Raw genomic sequence first — 16,739 nt, 5'->3', positions numbered from 1 at the left:
GCTTTTGCCCCTTTCGTTCGGTGCCTCGCTGTGGCTCGGCATGCCCTCGCTCCGGTCCTGCTCCGTGGGCCCGCCGCCATCGGCCATCCCTGGCCGGGGGCGGCTAACCCGGCATCCATGCCGGGTTGCCCACTGCGCAGAACCTCCACTCGGCCTCTCGAGGGGGCGTGTACCTCAAGATCAAAAGCTGAAGGCGAGCTAACGCTCGGCCTGATGAGTGGTGAAAATCAAAAGCGCACGCAGATCTCCTGTAGGAGCCGGCTTGCCGGCGAAAAACGTCTGGACAACGCGTTCATTCAGACAGCCCGCGTTATCGTTGACGTCCATCGCCAGCAGGCTGGCTCCTACAAGGGAAATGCGTATGTGTTTGGAGAAATACGATCAACTGTAGGAGCCGGCTTGCCGGCGAAAAGCGTCTAGGCGACGCGTTCATTCAGACACCCCGCGTTATCGTTGACGTCTATCGCCAGCAAGCTGGCTCCTACAAGGGAAATGCGTAGGTGTTTGGATAAATACGATCCCCTGTAGGAGCCGGCTTGCTGGCGATGGCGGTGGATCAGTCAACGTATGTATTGGCTGGACGGACGCAATCGCCAGCAAGCCGGCTCCTACAGGGGGATGTGCAAACATCCAAAATTAGTGCAGCCACCACAGTGCGGAAGTGTGCGCACGACCGTAGAGCCAGGTCGGCTTTCAGGCCGCCTCGGCGGCTGTGGCGGTGGTCGCCCCCTCGAGAGGCCGAGTGGAGGTTCTGCGTAGTGGGCAACCCGGCATGGATGCCGGGTTAGCCGCCCCCGGCCATGGATGGCCGATGGCGGCGGGCCCACGGAGCAGGACCGGAGCGAGGGCATGCCGAGCATTAGCGAGGCACCGAACGAAAGGGGCAAGAGCCCTTTGGTTACTTTGGGGCTTTTCCAAAGTGACTCGCCGTAAGGGCGAAACCAATAGCCGCCGCATCCGAAAAAACGGATATGTACTCAGACAACAATCTCCCACAAGCTTTGACACGGCATGGATCAACGTCGGCAAAGACACCGACGGAGGTCAACGATGACGTGGGAAGCTTGGCCTCTGACCCTTCCCTGGCAAGCTCACACCGGGCAAAAAAAAACGGCGACTGCTGGCACAGTCGCCGAAAAAAACCGGTGTTGTCGACACCGGTCGAGGACACCACCACAGTGAGGAGTCAACCGCGGTGCAGCCCTCTGTCAAAAAGCGTTATGCGTCGGGTGTCAAAGCCCCCAGTGCAGCAACAACAGCACCAGCACGACGAGGAACACCGTCTCCCCCACCATCAACAGGATCGGCTTGATACCCACCGCCGCCAGTTCCTTAAGCTGGGTCTTCATGCCCAGGGCACTGATGGACACCACCAGGCACCAGCGCGACAGCTCATTGATCGAGCCCTGCACCACCGGGGCCACCCAGCCGGTGCTGTTGATGCACGCCAGCAACAGGAAACCGACGGCGAACCACGGCAGCAACGGCGGTCGCTTGCCGGTCGGATCGGCGCCCTGCATGCGGGTGATCATCGCGGCGGTGACGATCACCGGCAGCAGCATCGCGACCCGCATAAGCTTGACCACCGTGGCCGTATCGCCGGTCTCGGTCGACATGCTGTAACCGGCGCCGACCACCTGGGCCACGTCATGGATGGTCGCCCCGAGAAACACCCCGGCCACTTGCGGCGACAGTTGCAGCCAGTTGGCAATCATCGGGTACACGATCATCGCCAGAGTCGACAGCGCCGACACCCCAATCACCGTGAACAAGGTCGCGCGTTCTTTCTGCGGATGATTGGGCAGCGCTGCCGCCAGCGCCAACGCGGCCGATGCACCACAAATTGCCGTGGCCCCTCCGGTGAGCATGCCGAACAAACGCTGAAAGCCCAGCGCCTTGGCAGCGATCACTGAAACGCCGATGGTCACCACCACCAGAATCACCACCAGCGCCACTGGCTTCCAGCCCAGCGCAGCCATCTGTTCAAGGGTGATGCGCATGCCCAGCAGCGCCACGCCGATGCGCAACACAGTGCGCGCCGTGAACTCGATGCCGGCCTTGCAGGCACCGTCGCCGGCCAGAAAATTCAGGGCCATGCCCAATAGCAAGGCAAACAGCATCACCGGCGCACCGTAGTGCTCGGACAAAAAGGACGCGGCCGCCGCCACGATCAGACTGACGACAAAACCCGGCGCCAGTTCGCGCGTTCGGCTGTGGATACGGGTGAGAGCGATGGCGCTCATGGCGCGGCCTCCTCGGGAACAATGACGATGAATGCCTGACCGTCGATGATCTCGACCGGGTAGTTGGCGACTTTGACTGCGGTGGAATTGAGCAGGTAACCGCTGCGCAGATCGAAGCGCAGACCATGGGCGCAACACTGAATCACTCGCCCCTCAAGACGCCCGCCACACAGCGAGGCGCCCTGGTGCGGGCAACTGTCGTCGATGGCGAACAAGTCACCTTCGACGTTGAACAGCGCCAGGCTTTTGTCATCGAATTCGAACAGTGCACGACCGCCGACCTGCGGGTGTTTGCCGGCAGGCACGGGGATACGCCGGGTCATGCAGATTCCCGCTCGTAATCACTTTCTTTCAGTGCCTGGCTCATGGCCCCGAGCAACACCGCTGCAGGTTGCGCGCCCACCACGGTCATGCGGCGATCGAACTGAAAGCCCGGTACGCCACTGCTCGCCTCGGGTGATCCGGCAAATGGCGTGGCGTCGCCCGTCAGGCAGTCAGCCAAGACCTGCGCATCAATGCCGCAGGAGCGGGCAATGGCGAGCAAGGTCTCGCGGCAACCAAGGTTTTCGCGTTTGCGGAAATAAGCGGCGAACAGCCGCTCAAGCAACATTTCACTCTGGGCAGCGTTGCCCAGCGCGCTGACCCGCTCGAACAGGCGATGGGCGTCTGCGGTATTGGGCATCGTCTCGATCTGGCCGAGGTCGATGCTCAGTCCAACCGCCGCGGCAGCCTTTTGTACCTGGGCCTGGCGCATGGTCATGGCATCGGCATTGCCCAGGCGCTTGCGGTAGAAATCGACGAAGGGCTCACCTTCCAACGGCAACTGCGGCAGCAACTGCACGCCATGCCACTGCGTGCTGATCTGCACATCCGGATGGCGACTGCGAAACTGTACCTGCGCATGCTCCAGTTGGCGTTTGCCGATCAGGCACCAGGGGCAGATAAAATCGAAAAACACATCAATCTGTAGACGACGACTCACAACTTCACCTCTAACCCGGCCTGGCTGACGGGGTCAGGCACGCGCTGACCCTGAAGGCGGGCAATATCTTTGTGGTAATGACACTTGGCATAAAAGAACACGGCCGCTGCCGCGAGGCTGACCAATGGCACCAACTGGAAAGCGGCATGCAGGCCGATGAGGTCCGACACCCTTCCGGTGATGAACGGCCCCGGCGCCAGTCCCAGCATGTTGTTGGCCAATGTCAGCGTGGCGAAGGCCGTGCCATGGACCGAGTAATGGGTCAGGTTGGCGACCATCGCGCCAGCCGGGCCGGTGGTGCCGGTGGCAATCAGCATGCCCAGGCAAATCAGTGCCAGTTGCATAGGCCCTGCCGTCATTGCGAACGCCGCCGACAGCAACAGGCAACTGCCCAGGCAAAAGGCGATGGCCAGGCTGACCTTGCGTTCCGGCGAGTTGCGACACAGCCGATCGCTGAGCATGCCGCACACAATCATCCCCGCACCGCTGCACAGCACGATGATCGCCGCCATGGCGCCGGCTTTGTCCGTCGGCATGTCGTAGTAGCGATTGAGGTAGCTGGGAATCCACACCATCACCGTGCCGCCGACGAACAACTGCAAGCCGCTGGCGACGTAGGTCGCTACCACCGAACGACTGGACCACAGCGTACGCAGCGGACGCTTGGCCCCCGCGACAGCCTTGGCGACCCGTTGCGGAGCGATGCGCGCTTCCTTGACGATGATCGGATAAAGCATCGCCAGCACCAGGCCAAACAACGCCATGCCGGCGAACGACCAGCGCCAGCCCAGCTTGGCCGCGATGGCACCGCCCAACGCCATGCCCAACACCGAGCCGAACATGCCGCCCGCCATGAAGGCACTGGCCAGGGTGGCGCGCATGTGTTTCGGAAACACCGAAATCACCACGGCGATACCGACGCTGCCATAAGCCGCTTCACCGACGCCGACCATGAACCGGGCAATGAACATTTGCTGGTAATCCTGCGCCAATGCGCAGCCCAGCGTGGCCAGGCTCCACAGCAACGCCATCAGCGCCAGGCTCTTGACTCGTCCAAAGCGGTCAGCCATCAACGACAGCGGGAATGTCAGCAGGCCGACCATCAAGGCAACGATGCCGCTGAGCAACCCGAGCTGGCCGTCACTCAGGGCCCACTCGCTCTTGAGCAGCGGGAACACCGCGTTCAGCACCTGACGCGACATGTAATCGGAAATCAACAGGCCGAACGTCAATGCAAAAACGATCCAGGCATATTGGCGCGAAACGCCGACGCAACCTGCGTCGTCATCGTCAGCGGCGATTGGGTGAAAGGCCATGCAGCCTCCTCAATGCTTTTATTTATTGTTGTTATCAAGCGTGTTGCAGTGCGGTGGACGAGAGGCTGCGGCCCCTCGTCCGGACCGCCGGTCAGCCGCGTTGCGGCACACCCTTTTGCCCAGCCTTGCGGTTGGGGGCCATACCGTTGGCCAGCAGGGTCTGCTCGATGCTGTCGTACTTCACACCGATGCGATAAATCTCGCGGGCTTCTTTGCCCGTGGCGATTTCGCGACCCAGTTCATGGGCAATGCGCACGGTTTGCTGGATCTGCGCCACCGAGCCGAAGCGATCACCCTTGTGATCAATGATAGTGTCTTCATTGCCCACGCGCGGGTGCATGCCCATGGCCATCGACATGGTGTTGAACGGCATGACGTTCTTGAGCAACGACTCGGAGGTCAGGGTGCAGCCGTTCGGCGCGCGGTGGATGAAATTGAAGAAGTTGAACGGGTTCGGGCCGTCGAAACCGCCACCGATGCCGATCCAGGTCAGGTTCAGCGGGCCCTTGTAGATGCCCTTGCGCACCAGGCGCTCGAGGGTTTCCAGGGCATGCATGCCGGTCAGCTGGAAGTGCGGCTGGATGTCGTTGTCCATCAGGCGCTTGAGGTGCTCGGCAACCCAGGCCGGGCCGGCCGGTACGGTCATTTCGCTGTAGGCAGCCTGGATCAACGGGTTAGCCAGCGAGGTACCTTCCAGGTATTGCGGATACAGCAGCTCCATGATGTTCATCTGGGTGGTGTTGATCGCCACCGTGACCTGATCCGGTTTTGGCGTCAGCTCGGCCAGCATGTGGCGGGTGTCGTCGGACAGCCACTTGGCGGCTTCGCCATCACTTTCCGGGGCGAAGGAAATCGAACCGCCGACCTGGATGATCATGTCCGGCACCGCTTCGCGCACGCCGGCGATCAGTTCGTTGAACTTCGACAGGCGCTTGGAGCCCTTGCCGTCCAGTTCACGCACATGCAGGTGCAGCACGGTGGCGCCGGCTTCATAGCAATCGACCGCTTTCTGGACTTGCTCGTCCATGGTCAGCGGGATGTCTTCCGGGAAATCTTCAGGCATCCATTCCGGGCCGTACGGGGCCACGGTGATGACCACTTTTTCCATGTTTTCCGGGTGCAGGGAATCGTCGAAGAATTGCATGATTTACTCCACTTTTTATGATTGTCCCGCCCACCCGGGATCGTGCCGGGCAGACGTGTTTACGAGTGCGTATGCAGAAAGGGTCGATCAGTAGGTCTTGTCGCCGATGATCCCGGCGCGCTCCATCTTGCGATGGCACGGCGGGTAATCCATGACGGCGTAGTGCTGGGTACTGCGGTTGTCCCAGATGGCGATGCTGTTGGGCTTCCAGCGCCAGCGCACCTGATACTCGGGGATGTACGCCTGGCTGATCAGGTAGCGCAGCAATTCGCTGGCGCCGGGGTTGGCGTCCTGGCCGAAGCGCACCCGCTCAGAGGTGTGGTAGTTGCTGATGTGGGTGGTGAAGGCGTTGACGAACAGCACCTTCTCGCCGGTTTCCGGGTGGGTGCGCACCACCGGGTGTTCGGCGTCCGGGTACATCGCCTTGAGCGCCAGGCGTTTTTCGATCGGCATCGCCGCACCGAAACTCGCTTCGATGCTGTGACGGGCACGCAGGTCGGCGATTTTCACCTTCACGTCTTCCGGCAAACGCGCATAGGCCTCGACCATGTTGGCCCACATGGTGTCGCCGCCGACCGGCGGGCATTCCACGCAGCGCAACACGCACCCCATTGGCGGCGCCTCGCGCCAGGTGGCGTCGGCGTGCCAGGCGTTTTCATAGCGGTCCATCGGCTGGTCCGGACTCTTGTAGATCCGCACCAGCCCCGGATGATCCGGATCGCTGCCGGCCACCGGATGGTCTTCCAACTCACCAAAGCGGCGAGCGAAGGCCACGTGCTCGTCGCGAGTGATGTTCTGATCACGCAGGAACACCACCCGGTGCTTGAGCAACTGGGCACGAATCTCGGCAAACAGACCGTCGTCATGCACCGCGTCGGCGAGGTTCACGCCGATCAGTTCGGCGCCGATGTTGCAGGTCAATTGTTCGACTTTCATGGCTGGCCGCTCCTTAAATGACGAAAATCGACGAACCGGTGGTCTTGCGCGACTCAAGGTCGCGATGAGCCTGCACCGCATCCTGCAAGGCGTAGTGCTGGTTGATCTCGATCTTGATCCGGCCGCTGCCGACGTGGTCGAACAACTCACCGGCCAGGGCGGCTTTCTCCGCAGGGTCGGCGATGTAGTCAGCCAGGGCCGGACGGGTCAGGAACAACGAGCCTTTCATCGCCAGCATCACCGGGTCGAACGCTGGGATCGGACCGGATGCCGTGCCGACGCACACCATCAGGCCACGACGCTTGAGCGAATCCAGGGAGCCGGCGAAGGTGTTCTTGCCGACGCTGTCGAACACCACGTTGACGCCGACGCCATCGGTCAATTCGCGAACGCGGGCGGCGACGTCTTCATGGCTGTAATTGATAGTATGGTCGCAACCGTGAGCCCGGGCGATTTGGGCCTTTTCCTCGGTCGAAACAGTGCCGATCACGTTCAAGCCAAGCAATTTGGCCCACTGCGAAACGATCAGGCCGACGCCACCGGCGGCGGCGTGCAGCAGAATGCTGTCGCCTTCCTTGAAGTCGTAGATGCGGCGCATCAGGTACGAAGATGTCAGGCCGCGCATGGTCATGGCCGCAGCGGTCTCGAAACTGATGGTTTCCGGCAGTTTGATCAACGGCGCGGCCGCGATCAGTCGTTCGGTGCTGTAGGCGCCAAGGGTGTTGAGGAAACCGGTGTAGGTGACGCGGTCCCCCACCTGGACGTTGGTCACCCCTTCGCCAACGGCCTGGACCACACCGGACGCTTCAACCCCCATGCCGTTGGGCATCGGAATCGGGTAAGTACCATTGCGAAAATAGGTGTCGGCATAATTAAGGCCCACCGCCACATGACGAAGACGAACCTGGCCTGGACCGGGATCGCCGACCTCGACCTCCTCATAACGGAGGACTTCGGGACCACCGGTTTCGTAGAAGCGTACGGCATTGGCCATTTTTTCTTATTCTCCAGTCTGTACAGCGTCGATTTGCGCTGATTGGACTGTAGGACGCAGTCTGGTGAGCCGCTTCTCATCAGACGACACCGGCTTTTCATTTCATGACAGATGGTTGCGGGCATGGAACGCAAGACTGCGCTATGACCAGGTTGGACCTGCGTCAGATATCGTCATCCGCCGCCTTGGTTGTGACGATGAGGGGCTCGATACCCCAGTCGCCGGGCACGTTCCAGTCTTCGCCAAACAGCTCGGCCGGATGCATCGTACGCTCGGAGCCATTGCCGCACGCCAACGACTTGGCCGGGCAATACCGGTCGCATCCCCAGCAAATCCGCTCGGGGTGTTTGGGGTTGTCGGGGAAGTTCTTGGCCATGCCGATCTCCAGTCATTGAGAGGCGTTTTTCCAACCTACAGCCTCTGTGCAAAGTCGTCCTTGATGGATATCAAGCTATCGACATCGAGTGACTGCCCTCCCCCGATCATGATCCTGAGGCTAAGCTGATAACGGCCGAACAGACTTGGAGGCGTCGCTCATGATCAATAAAAATCCTCATCCGAACACAGAGACACCCGACCGTCCGCCGCTGTCGACATGGGACGATCAAGACGCCGCCACATCCATCGATAGCGATGCGTTTATCGCCCCACCTGCGCTGACAAACGCCGAACTGGTTCACTTGCGTGTCCGCGTCATTGCCCTGGAAAACCTGGTCATCGCGCTGCTGGCGGAAGGTTCGGAACGTCAGCTCGCCGTTGCCCGGGAAATGGCCGGCTACATTTCCCCCAGAGCCGGATTTACCCAGCATCCCTTGACCGTCCATGCGGCGGCACAGATGACCCACAGCGTCGAGCGCGCCCAGCGATTTCGCCGGCGCGACGAGCCGTCGGTTTAATTACTGAAAACTTGATAGCAATCATTATTGTTCGCAGCAAACCTTCCTAGACTCGGGTTCCTACTCGTCAGTGCCCAGGAAGAAATCATGCGTACCTCTCTCACACTCGCTTTGCTCTTGTTCGTACCGCTGGCTCAGGCCAAGGAATACCCGATCGGCGAACCACAGCTGTGTCCGGGGCTGGAAGTCGGGGCGGTTTATCTGCAACCGATCGAGATGGAACCGGCGGGCATGATGCGCGCCACTGCGGATTCGGATGTGCACCTGGAGGCCGACATCCGCGCCACTGCGGATAATCACCAGGGCTTTCAGGAAGGCAGTTTCGTGCCCTATCTCAACGTCTCTTTCAATCTGAAAAAGCAAGGCAAAGACCCGGAACTCAAAGGCGATTTCCACGCCATGGTCGCCAACGACGGTCCGCACTATGGCGACAATGTGAAGCTGATGGGGCCGGGCAAATATCAACTCACCTTCACCATCCTGCCACCCGGTGGTCATGCCTCTCTCGGCCGCCACACCGACAAGGAAACCGGTGTCGCGCCCTGGTTCGAACGCTGCGAACTGCACTACGAATTCGTCTACGCCGGCATTGGCAAAAAAGGCGGCTATTGAATGAAATGCCTGCAGGTTGCCTGCCTGCTGGTGGCTGGAGCCCTTGCGCCGTTGACCGCCCATGCCGAGTTACCGAGCTACGAACTGATCCTGCGCGATGGTCACTTCACGCCGGCCTTGCTGGAGGTCCCGGCCGGGCAGCGATTCAAGATCGTCCTGAAAAACAACGGTCAGGGGCCGGCCGAATTCGAGAGCACACCGTTGCGCGTTGAAAAAGTCATGTCACCGGGTGTGACCACTTTTGTCGTCATTCACCCGCTCAGGCCCGGTCACTACCCGTTTTTCGACGAGTTCAATCCGCAATTGCCCGAGGGCGGCATCCTCGCGAAATAACCTGTCAGCGCACGGAGTTTTCATGAATCAATCAATGTTCATCGTCTGGCGCGAAAGCGTCGAGGCGTTGCTGGTGATCGGCATTCTCCAGGCCTGGGCCAGCCAGCAGTACCAGGGTCATCGACTGGTCAAATACCTGTGGGTCGGCGTGGGGCTGGGGTTGCTGCTCTCGGGTCTGCTGGCCGTGCTGATTCTGTTCGCCGGCGAGGCCATGAGCGGCTCAGCCAGTGAATGGTTCCAGGCCGCACTCGCGCTGGTCGCCAGCCTGTTGATCGTGCAAATGGTGGGCTGGATGCACCGTCACGGGCGCTCCCTCAAACAGGATTTGCAGCGCCACGCCGACAGCCATCTGGCCCGGCAAGGCGGCATGGGATTGTTGCTGCTGGCGATGCTCGCGGTCAGTCGTGAAGGCAGTGAAACGGTCGTGTTTCTCTATGGCGCCGGTGCTCAACTGCGAGGCCCGCAGCTCGGTTTGTTTGCCATCGGCGGCGCCATGGGGCTGGTGCTGTCGGCGTTGACCATCATCCTGCTGCACAGCAGTCGCCGGTTCATTTCGTGGCAACGATTCTTTGCCATCAGCGAAGTCATCCTGCTCATGCTCGGGGCCGCATTGCTGGTCAGTGGCATCGAGCGAATCGGCGGCCAACTGCTCGCCCTCGATCTGCCGGAGCAGGTTTACGGCGTCATTGGCGACGCGTTCTGGGACAGCAGCGTCTTACTGAGCGACAGCCATGGACTCGGTGGTTTCCTCGCCGGTTTTGCCGGTTATCGGGCAACCCCCAGCGGCCTGACCTTGCTGGTGTGGATCGGTTACTGGCTGGTCGTCGGCGGATGGCTACGGCAACGGACGATGGAAAAAGTCCCATGCCTGAACTGAGTTGGCACAATCGATGGCTCCAGCGACTGGGCGACGGGATGCGTCGCCATGCGCGGTTCATTCGTGCCGCGCAGTGGTTGGTTGTGGTGTTTTACGCAGTGCTGCTGGTGATCCCGCCGCTGTTGCCGTTGCCGGACAGCCAGGCACGAATGCTCGACAACCTGACCTTGCTTGCACAGTTTCTGTTTTGGGGGATCTGGTGGCCGTTCGTGCTGCTGTCGATCGTGATGTTCGGTCGGCTCTGGTGTGGCGTGCTGTGTCCGGAAGGCTCGCTCAGCGAATGGGCCAGCCATTACGGTAAAGGCATGGGCGTGCCGCGCTGGTTGCGCTGGGGCGGCTGGCCGACCCTGGCGTTCTGCCTGACGACCCTCTATGGCCAGTTGATCAGCGTCTATGACTACGCTCAGGCGGCGCTGCTGATTCTGGGTGGTTCGACTGTCGCTGCTGTGGTCGTCGGGTTGTTGTTCGCCCGAGGCAAGCGGGTCTGGTGCCGTTACCTGTGCCCGGTCAGCGGCGTGTTTGCACTGCTCGCCCGCCTTGCGCCGGTGCATTTTCAGGTCAATGAACAACGCTGGATAGAAAACGCCCCGCCACGCCTGCCGCCCCCCAACTGCGCACCGTTGCTCGATATCCGACGCCTGCAAGGCGCCAGTGATTGTCATGCCTGTGGGCGCTGCAGCGGGCAACGTGGTGCCGTCCAGTTGATCGCCCGGTCGGGCAATCAAGAGATTCTTCACGCGACGTCGCAGACGCTATCCCCGTGGGATGCTCGCTTGCTGCTGTTCGGTGTGATCGGCCTGGCGATGGGCGCATTCCAGTGGACGGTCAGTCCCTGGTTCGTCGCCCTCAAACAAACGCTCGCCCAATGGCTGGTTGAACACGACCAGTTCTGGGCCCTGCAAGACAACGCGCCCTGGTGGCTGCTCACCCACTACCCGCAGCTCAACGACAGCTTCAGTTGGCTCGACGGGTTCAGCATCGTCACTTACCTGAGTTTGAGTTCGGTGCTGCTCGGCACCGTACTAATGGTTCTCTTGCGCCTGACCGCTCGACTGGCGGGTGATCGTGCACTGTATTGGCCCCTGGCGCTCACACTCACGCCCCTGGGTGGTGCGGGACTGTTTCTCGGGTTGTCGGCAACCACCGTGAAACTGCTGCGCTATGAAGGTTTGCTGCTGGAATGGGTGCAACCGGTCAGGGCCTGCCTGTTGGTGGCTGCGATAGGCTGGAGTTTGCTGCTGGGATGGAAGCGACTGAGCCGCGAAAACCGCTCTCTGGCGCGGCGCATGTCGGGCAGCGCCTGCCTGCTGTTGGCCAATGGTTTGATCGGGTTTGGCTGGTGGTTGCAGTTCTGGGGCTGGTCCTGAGCGCCCACCTCCACAACCACCCGCCCGGGTGGTCTAGACCTTGAATCGCGCCACGGTCTGATGCAGCGCCCCGGCCATCTGTGCCAGTTCATGGCCAGCGGTGTCGGTGTGCTGCGCACCCAGCAAGACTTGCTCGGACAAGGTGCGAATCCCCACCAGATTGCGATCCACCTCACGCGCCACCAACGCCTGCTCCTCCGTGGCACTGGCAATCATCAGGTTGCGTTCATTGATCTGCGAGATGGACCGGGTGATCTGATCCAGTGCATCACCTGAGCGCTGCGCCACTTCCAGGGTGGCCCGCACCAGATGACTGCTGCTTTGCATGGCCGTCACCGCATGGCCGGTATCCTGGCGAATGTTGCCGATCATCTGCTCGATTTCCTGGGTGGACTCCTGCGTACGATGCGCCAACGCACGCACTTCATCGGCGACCACGGCAAAGCCGCGCCCGGCATCCCCGGCCCGTGCGGCTTCAATTGCCGCGTTGAGGGCCAGCAGATTGGTCTGCTCGGCGATGCTGCGAATCACGTCCAGGACTTTGCTGATGTCCTGCACCCGGCCCGCCAGTTGTTCGATGCGTTGCGAGGTGTCGGTGACGCCATCAGCCAGTTCGCCGATGGCAACCACGGTTTCCTGAACCTGTTCGCGGCCGCGCTGCGCGGTTTGCTCGGACTGTTTGGAGGCCTCGGAAGTACTGACCGCGTTGCGCGCCACTTCATCCACCGCAGCCGTCATCTGATTCACCGCCGCAGCGGCCTGCTCGATCTCCAGCCCCTGCAATTGCAGGTTGCTGGCGGTCTGGCTGCTGACGGCACTCAGTTCTTCGGAAGAGCTGGCTACCCGGTCAACCGAAGAAGCGATGTGCTTGACCATGGCATTCAGGCTTTGCTGCATCTGATGCATGTTCATCATCACACTGCCGTCGGCACTTGCCCCCACCGGCACCTGAATCGTCAGGTCGCCCTCGGCGATTTCACTCAAGAACCGTGCGGCATCATCCGGCTCGCCACCCAATGGCCGGGTCACACTGCGCGTGACGACTATCGCAGCGGCAATCACCAGCGCCAGGCAGAACAGGAACAACCCGAGCATGTTACGCCGGGCATCGCTGTACAGTGCCTGCGCCGACTGTTCACGGTCGATGAAGATTTTCCCTTGCAGCGCCATCAACTCATCCAGGCTGCGATACACCTCGGCTTCGGCCGGTACGACTTTCTGCTTCAGCTGGGCCATGGCATCGTCGGAAGCCCCTTGCCGAATCAAGACCTGCACCTGGGTGAACGCGGCAACGTAGGCTTCGCGGTTCTTTTTCAAGGCGAGGTAAGCGGCTTTGCCCTCTGGCAGATAGAACAGCGGCTCAAGGGTTTCGAGTGCCTGGGTGATGCGTTTCTTGGTGGCGTCGATCGACTGCTGCACTTGCTGATTGTCCTTGTTGATCAGCAAGTCCCGGGTGTTCCTGGCGTTATCGCGCACGCCAGTGGCAATGACCATGATCGGTTCGATCTTCGGCCAGTCCTGTTTGACGATGACCACCGCCTGTTCCTTGAGCGTTGCCAGATCGTGCAACGCGTAAAACGCCATGCCCATCAGCGCCAGCGGCGCGATTGCAAAGCCGATGACGATCCGTTGTGCCGTGGTTAATTTAGCCATATCAAATGCTCCCAGTTTGATACCTGCCTGATTGGCAGCGCATTTGAAATTCATGGTGGATGTCACTGTTGAACGTTGATTCGCAGGTTCGGTTACCCCCGTAACACGAACGCTGGAAACAACTCGCGCATCGCCTCCCAAAGATCGGGTAGCAAAGCCTGTGCCGAAACGCTCGGCAGCAGCGGATCGAACATCCGCTCGGTGCGCACCAGTTGCACGGCGAAGCGTTTGACGCCCAGCGCGCTCAATCGCTGCGCGAGGGTCAACAGACGTGCCGGTTCGACGAGATGCCAATGCACGGTGGTGCGGCATTCGTAGTCGACATCGCTGGCCAGCAGATGCTCGAGGCTGCGCCAGTTGGCTGTTCCGCTGCCCTCGACGCGGGTGATGGCCTGGCAATCCTCGGGCAATGCCTTGATGTCGAAGCCCACCCAGTCGGCCCCGGCCAGCGCCTTGGCGAACGCAGCCGGCTTGATGCCGGCGCTGTGCAAACCGATGCGAAATCCCATGGCGCGCACTTCATCCATGGCGCCGGGCAACGCGTCCTGCAAGGTTGGCTCACCGCCGCTGAACACCACGGCATCGAGCAGGTCCTGTCGACGTTGCAGAAACGCCATAACCCGCCGCCAATCCACTTCCTCGGTGCCACGAGGCGGGATCAGTTGCGGGTTATGGCAGTAACGACAACGCCAGGCGCACCCCTGGCAAAACAGCACGCAGGCGAGCTGTCCCGGATAGTCGATAGTGGTCAGGGGCACCATGCCCCCGACCCGCAGCATTCGACTCATTGGCGCCCGGCCACGGCCGCGCTTTCGGTGAAGTGCACCCGTTCGCGGTGCTCCGACTGTTTGCCCGGATTGAACGCCGACACCGGACGGTGATAACCCATCACCCGGGTCCAGACTTCGCAGCGTTGACGTTGAGCCTGGGGCAGTGTTTGCGATGCAATCATGGTGAAGCTCCTTGCGGTTGAGTGGATCGAAATCAGTGAACGGTGCCGGTTTGCTGTTCTTTGAGCAGCAGGATCTCGTCGCATTTGGGGCAGAACTCGTGCTCGCCATCGAGGTAGCCGTGCACCGGGCAGATGGAGAATGTCGGGGTCACTGTCAGGTACGGCAGGCGGAACCGCCCGAGGGCTTTGCGCACCAGTTGCTTGCAGGCTTGGGTCGAAGAAATCCGCTCGGCCATGTACAGATGCAAGACCGTCCCGCCGGTGTATTTGCATTGCAATTCGTCTTGCAGCTCCAGGGCCTCGAAGGGGTCTTCGGTGTAGCCCACGGGCAGTTGCGAGGAGTTGGTGTAATACGGCGCCTGCGCGCTGCCGGCCTGGAGAATGTCGGGATAGCGCTTGAGGTCTTCCTTGGCGAAACGGTAGGTAGTGCCCTCGGCCGGCGTGGCTTCGAGGTTGTAGAGGTGGCCGGTTTCTTCCTGGAAACGCACGAGCGTGGCGCGCACATGGTCAAGCATCCTCAGGGCAAACTGCCGGCCGTGCTCGGTGTGCATGCCCTCCTTGTCGCCGGTGAAATTGCGCAGCATTTCATGCAGGCCGTTGAGGCCGATGGTCGAGAAATGGTTGCGCAAGGTGCCGAGGTAACGCTTGGTGTACGGGTACAAACCGGCGTCCATGTGATGCTGAATCACCTTGCGCTTGACCTCCAGGCTCTCCATCGCCAGTTCCATCAGCGTGTCCAGACGCTTGAGCAAACCGCTGGTATCCCCCTTGAACACATAACCCAGTCGCGCGCAGTTGATGGTCACCACGCCGAGCGATCCGGTCTGTTCCGCCGAGCCGAACAAACCGCCGCCGCGCTTGAGCAACTCGCGCACGTCCAGTTGCAAGCGGCAGCACATCGATCGCACCTGATTGGGTTGCATGTCCGAATTGAGGAAGTTCTGGAAATACGGTAGGCCGTAACGCGCGGTCATCTCGAACAGGCGGTCAGCGTTTTCACTGTCCCATGGAAAATCATGGGTGATGTTGTAGGTTGGGATCGGAAAGGTGAACACCCGCCCTTTCGCATCGCCGGCCTGCATCACCTCGATGTAGGCGCGGTTGAGCAGGTCCATTTCGGCTTGCAGGTCGCCATAGGCAAACGGCATTTCCTCACCGCCGATGATAGGGATCTGCTCGCGCAGATCTTGCGGGCAAACCCAGTCGAAGGTCAGGTTGGTAAAGGGTGTTTGCGTGCCCCAGCGCGACGGTACGTTGAGGTTGTAGATGAATTCCTGGATCGCCTGGCGTATCTGCTCGAAACCCAGCTGGTCCTTGCGCACATAGGGCGCCAGGTAGGTGTCGAACGAACTGAACGCCTGGGCACCGGCCCATTCGTTTTGCAGGGTGCCGAGGAAATTCACCATCTGCCCCAAGGCACTGCTCAGGTGCTTCGGCGGACCGGCTTCGACCCGTCCCGGCACACCGTTGAGCCCTTCGTGCAGGAGGGTGCGCAGCGACCATCCGGCGCAATAACCGGCGAGCATGTCGAGGTCGTGCACATGCAAATCCGCCTCGCGGTGGGCCTGGCCGATGGCTTCGCTGTAGACCTCGTCCAGCCAGTAGTTGGCGGTGACCTTGCCCGACACGTTCAGCACCAGCCCGCCCAGGGAATAGCCCTGATTGGCGTTGGCCTGGACCCGCCAGTCTTCACGGTCGAGGTATTCGTTCATGGAGGTGGCGACCTCGACCAGGGTCCGGCGGTCGCGGCGCAAACGTCCGTGCTGTTCGCGGTAGACGATGTAGGCGCGCATGGCGAAGAAAAAACCGGCGTCCATCAGCACCCGTTCGACACGGTCCTGGATCTGCTCGACATGCAGTCTCGGCAGCCCTTCCAGACGGGCGAGTACGGCCTCGAGCAGGCCTTCGGCTTCAACGTCGGTGTATTCCCCGGTTGCCCTGCCGGCAGCGATCAACGCCTGACGGATCTTGTCGGCGTCGAAGGCAACCAGGTCACCGTTGCGCTTGTGCAGACGGTTACTTCCTACTGAGATCAGCGTGCTTTGCATTCGGCCTCCAGATACTACATATAGATTTTTATTCATCTAAAAACACAACATGCAGTGGAGGTTACGGACAAAGGGCGGATCTGCAATTGACCGATATCAAGATTTGGCGGTGATTGCTGAGCATTTGTTTTTGGTGTGTAGATCCGTTGTTGTGGTGATGGCGGCTATTGGTTTCGCCCTTACGGCGAGTCACTTGGAAAAGCCCCAAGTAACCAAGGGCTCTTGCCCCTTTCGTTCGGTGCCTCGCTAAGGCTCGGCATGCCCTCGCTCCGGTCCTGCTCCGTGGGCCCGCCGCGATCGGCCATCCCTGGCCGTGCGCGGCTAACCCGGCATCCATGCCGGGTTGCCCACTGCGCAGAACCTCCACTCGGCCTCTCGAGGGGGCG

The 16,739-nt window shown here is 61.0% G+C and carries 17 protein-coding genes; 5 read left to right on the top strand and 12 right to left on the bottom strand.

Annotated features, from left to right (window positions below):
• Positions 1 to 1,232: 1,232 nt before the first annotated feature.
• The 8 genes from KGA97_RS26085 to KGA97_RS26050 all read right to left on the bottom strand — a co-directional run bounded on the left by KGA97_RS26085 (position 1,233) and on the right by KGA97_RS26050 (position 7,991).
• Positions 1,233 to 2,243, bottom strand: a complete 1,011-nt coding sequence (locus KGA97_RS26085) for a YeiH family protein (protein WP_223452508.1) — start codon at positions 2,241 to 2,243, stop codon at positions 1,233 to 1,235.
• Complete coding sequence (locus KGA97_RS26080; RefSeq protein ID WP_008043850.1) at positions 2,240 to 2,566, bottom strand: Rieske (2Fe-2S) protein; 327 nt, start codon at positions 2,564 to 2,566, stop codon at positions 2,240 to 2,242. Before KGA97_RS26080 ends, KGA97_RS26085 begins: the two co-directional genes overlap by 4 nt.
• Positions 2,563 to 3,225 (bottom strand): DsbA family oxidoreductase, encoded by a 663-nt coding sequence (locus tag KGA97_RS26075; protein ID WP_223481762.1) that lies wholly within the window; start codon positions 3,223 to 3,225, stop codon positions 2,563 to 2,565. The genes KGA97_RS26080 and KGA97_RS26075 overlap by 4 nt, the downstream gene beginning before the upstream one ends.
• Positions 3,222 to 4,541 (bottom strand): MFS transporter, encoded by a 1,320-nt coding sequence (locus KGA97_RS26070; RefSeq protein ID WP_008032908.1) that lies wholly within the window; start codon positions 4,539 to 4,541, stop codon positions 3,222 to 3,224. Before KGA97_RS26070 ends, KGA97_RS26075 begins: the two co-directional genes overlap by 4 nt.
• Before the next feature lie 91 nt (positions 4,542 to 4,632).
• Positions 4,633 to 5,685 carry a 3-keto-5-aminohexanoate cleavage protein gene (locus KGA97_RS26065; protein WP_008032909.1) on the bottom strand — a complete coding sequence of 351 codons (1,053 nt, stop codon included), beginning with the start codon at positions 5,683 to 5,685 and terminating at the stop codon, positions 4,633 to 4,635.
• A gap of 87 nt (positions 5,686 to 5,772) precedes the next feature.
• Positions 5,773 to 6,621, bottom strand: a complete 849-nt coding sequence (locus KGA97_RS26060; protein WP_192418249.1) for a TauD/TfdA dioxygenase family protein — start codon at positions 6,619 to 6,621, stop codon at positions 5,773 to 5,775.
• A gap of 13 nt (positions 6,622 to 6,634) precedes the next feature.
• Entirely contained in the window at positions 6,635 to 7,615 is a 981-nt protein-coding gene (locus tag KGA97_RS26055) for a quinone oxidoreductase family protein (protein WP_008032914.1), read from the bottom strand.
• 163 nt (positions 7,616 to 7,778) lie between these two features.
• A complete protein-coding gene (locus tag KGA97_RS26050) occupies positions 7,779 to 7,991 on the bottom strand; it encodes a DUF3079 domain-containing protein (protein WP_008032916.1) in 213 nt (70 codons plus the stop codon).
• A gap of 160 nt (positions 7,992 to 8,151) precedes the next feature.
• Here KGA97_RS26050 and KGA97_RS26045 point away from each other — a divergent pair, with 160 nt between their 5' ends.
• The 5 genes from KGA97_RS26045 (at position 8,152) to KGA97_RS26025 (ending at position 11,700) form a co-directional block, all read left to right on the top strand.
• Complete coding sequence (locus tag KGA97_RS26045) at positions 8,152 to 8,511, top strand: hypothetical protein (RefSeq protein ID WP_008032918.1); 360 nt, start codon at positions 8,152 to 8,154, stop codon at positions 8,509 to 8,511.
• Positions 8,512 to 8,598: 87 nt separating this feature from the next.
• Positions 8,599 to 9,123: an iron transporter gene (locus KGA97_RS26040; RefSeq protein ID WP_008043843.1), complete on the top strand. Its 525-nt coding sequence runs from the start codon at positions 8,599 to 8,601 to the stop codon at positions 9,121 to 9,123.
• The gene (locus KGA97_RS26035) at positions 9,124 to 9,456 is read left to right on the top strand and encodes a cupredoxin domain-containing protein (RefSeq protein ID WP_223481761.1); all 333 of its coding nucleotides are present in this window, start codon (positions 9,124 to 9,126) and stop codon (positions 9,454 to 9,456) included.
• A gap of 22 nt (positions 9,457 to 9,478) precedes the next feature.
• Positions 9,479 to 10,333, top strand: coding sequence for an FTR1 family protein (locus KGA97_RS26030; protein WP_223481760.1), 855 nt, complete (start codon positions 9,479 to 9,481; stop codon positions 10,331 to 10,333).
• On the top strand, positions 10,321 to 11,700 hold the full coding sequence (locus KGA97_RS26025) for a 4Fe-4S binding protein (protein ID WP_223437842.1): 1,380 nt from the start codon (positions 10,321 to 10,323) through the stop codon (positions 11,698 to 11,700). The genes KGA97_RS26030 and KGA97_RS26025 overlap by 13 nt, the downstream gene beginning before the upstream one ends.
• Positions 11,701 to 11,733: 33 nt before the next feature.
• On the opposite strand, the gene KGA97_RS26020 is transcribed toward KGA97_RS26025, so the two are convergent.
• The 4 genes from KGA97_RS26020 to KGA97_RS26010 all read right to left on the bottom strand — a co-directional run bounded on the left by KGA97_RS26020 (position 11,734) and on the right by KGA97_RS26010 (position 16,353).
• Positions 11,734 to 13,353 carry a methyl-accepting chemotaxis protein gene (locus KGA97_RS26020; protein ID WP_008032931.1) on the bottom strand — a complete coding sequence of 540 codons (1,620 nt, stop codon included), beginning with the start codon at positions 13,351 to 13,353 and terminating at the stop codon, positions 11,734 to 11,736.
• Between the two features lie 92 nt (positions 13,354 to 13,445).
• Positions 13,446 to 14,141, bottom strand: a complete 696-nt coding sequence (locus KGA97_RS26015; RefSeq protein WP_223481759.1) for an anaerobic ribonucleoside-triphosphate reductase activating protein — start codon at positions 14,139 to 14,141, stop codon at positions 13,446 to 13,448.
• Positions 14,138 to 14,305, bottom strand: coding sequence for an anaerobic ribonucleoside-triphosphate reductase (nrdD, locus tag KGA97_RS29480; protein ID WP_008032934.1), 168 nt, complete (start codon positions 14,303 to 14,305; stop codon positions 14,138 to 14,140). The genes KGA97_RS26015 and nrdD overlap by 4 nt, the downstream gene beginning before the upstream one ends.
• A 32-nt stretch (positions 14,306 to 14,337) precedes the next feature.
• On the bottom strand, positions 14,338 to 16,353 hold the full coding sequence (locus tag KGA97_RS26010; protein ID WP_207286742.1) for a ribonucleoside triphosphate reductase: 2,016 nt from the start codon (positions 16,351 to 16,353) through the stop codon (positions 14,338 to 14,340).
• Positions 16,354 to 16,739: the final 386 nt, after the last annotated feature.

The organism is Pseudomonas sp. BF-B-15, from assembly GCF_019946675.1.
GTDB classification, from domain to species: domain Bacteria; phylum Pseudomonadota; class Gammaproteobacteria; order Pseudomonadales; family Pseudomonadaceae; genus Aquipseudomonas; species Aquipseudomonas migulae.
Note: the sequence above shows the minus strand (reverse complement) of the source record. Positions and strands in the feature narration are given on the sequence as shown.

Excerpts from the sequence above, each read along its gene's own strand:
- KGA97_RS26085 (WP_223452508.1), bottom strand. The coding sequence starts at position 2,243 with ATGAGCGCCATCGCTCTCACCCGTATCCACAGCCGAACGCGCGAACTG.
- KGA97_RS26080 (WP_008043850.1), bottom strand. The coding sequence starts at position 2,566 with ATGACCCGGCGTATCCCCGTGCCTGCCGGCAAACACCCGCAGGTCGGC.
- KGA97_RS26070 (WP_008032908.1), bottom strand. The coding sequence starts at position 4,541 with ATGGCCTTTCACCCAATCGCCGCTGACGATGACGACGCAGGTTGCGTC.
- KGA97_RS26065 (WP_008032909.1), bottom strand. The coding sequence starts at position 5,685 with ATGCAATTCTTCGACGATTCCCTGCACCCGGAAAACATGGAAAAAGTG.
- KGA97_RS26060 (WP_192418249.1), bottom strand. The coding sequence starts at position 6,621 with ATGAAAGTCGAACAATTGACCTGCAACATCGGCGCCGAACTGATCGGC.
- KGA97_RS26055 (WP_008032914.1), bottom strand. The coding sequence starts at position 7,615 with ATGGCCAATGCCGTACGCTTCTACGAAACCGGTGGTCCCGAAGTCCTC.
- KGA97_RS26050 (WP_008032916.1), bottom strand. The coding sequence starts at position 7,991 with ATGGCCAAGAACTTCCCCGACAACCCCAAACACCCCGAGCGGATTTGC.
- KGA97_RS26045 (WP_008032918.1), top strand. The coding sequence starts at position 8,152 with ATGATCAATAAAAATCCTCATCCGAACACAGAGACACCCGACCGTCCG.
- KGA97_RS26040 (WP_008043843.1), top strand. The coding sequence starts at position 8,599 with ATGCGTACCTCTCTCACACTCGCTTTGCTCTTGTTCGTACCGCTGGCT.
- KGA97_RS26035 (WP_223481761.1), top strand. The coding sequence starts at position 9,124 with ATGAAATGCCTGCAGGTTGCCTGCCTGCTGGTGGCTGGAGCCCTTGCG.
- KGA97_RS26030 (WP_223481760.1), top strand. The coding sequence starts at position 9,479 with ATGAATCAATCAATGTTCATCGTCTGGCGCGAAAGCGTCGAGGCGTTG.
- KGA97_RS26025 (WP_223437842.1), top strand. The coding sequence starts at position 10,321 with ATGCCTGAACTGAGTTGGCACAATCGATGGCTCCAGCGACTGGGCGAC.
- KGA97_RS26020 (WP_008032931.1), bottom strand. The coding sequence starts at position 13,353 with ATGGCTAAATTAACCACGGCACAACGGATCGTCATCGGCTTTGCAATC.
- KGA97_RS26015 (WP_223481759.1), bottom strand. The coding sequence starts at position 14,141 with ATGAGTCGAATGCTGCGGGTCGGGGGCATGGTGCCCCTGACCACTATC.
- nrdD (WP_008032934.1), bottom strand. The coding sequence starts at position 14,305 with ATGATTGCATCGCAAACACTGCCCCAGGCTCAACGTCAACGCTGCGAA.
- KGA97_RS26010 (WP_207286742.1), bottom strand. The coding sequence starts at position 16,353 with ATGCAAAGCACGCTGATCTCAGTAGGAAGTAACCGTCTGCACAAGCGC.